The organism is Massilia sp. ST3 (assembly GCF_018119405.1).
Classification (GTDB): Bacteria; Pseudomonadota; Gammaproteobacteria; order Burkholderiales; family Burkholderiaceae_D; genus Telluria.
Map to the genome: position 1 here is coordinate 1 of NZ_JAGPWC010000153.1, position 643 is coordinate 643.

A 643-nucleotide genomic window follows, 5' to 3' on the forward strand; every position below is an offset into this window, starting at 1 on the left:
GTTGATCGCGGCCTGGGTGGTCGAATCGCAAGCGCCGCCGCCGCCCAGCGACAGGTTCAGCACGCGCGCCTTGTTGGCGTTGGCCGGCACGCCCGAGACGGTGCCGCCCGAGGTCCAGGTGATCGCGTCGGCGATGTCCGAGGTGTAGCCGCCGCACTTGCCCAGCACGCGGGCCGGGACGATCTTGGCGTTGTAGGCCACGCCGGCGACGCCGACGCTGTTGTTGGTGCGCGCGGCGATGGTGCCGGCCACGTGGGTGCCGTGCCAGCTCGAGGTCTGGGCCTGGGCCGGTTCGCCGTTGCCGCATTCGCCGGCGGCGATGGCGTCGCCCGGGTCGCTGGCGTCGCTGTCGCGGCCGTTGCCGTCGTTCGAGACGAAGGTATCGCCGATGAAGTCATAGCCCGGCAGGAACTGGCCGCTCAGGTCGGTGTGCGGACGGTAGCCGGTGTCGATCACGGCCACGACCACGCCGGAGCCGGTCGACTTGTCCCAGGCGGTCGGCAGGCGCAGGCCGCCGGTGGCGTCGGTGTAGTGCCACTGCTGGCTGTACATCGGGTCGTTGGCCGTCGCCATGTGGGTCATGATGCGGTCCGGCTCGGCGTACTCGATGTTCGGGTCGCGCGCCATCATTTCGGCGGCCAGC

1 protein-coding gene is annotated in these 643 nt (G+C 70.9%); it reads right to left on the bottom strand.

Going from position 1 to position 643, the window contains the following annotated elements; genetic code table 11:
* Window positions 1-643: S8 family serine peptidase (locus KBW98_RS23810; protein WP_211522637.1), on the bottom strand; the 643-nt coding region annotated here is incomplete at both ends.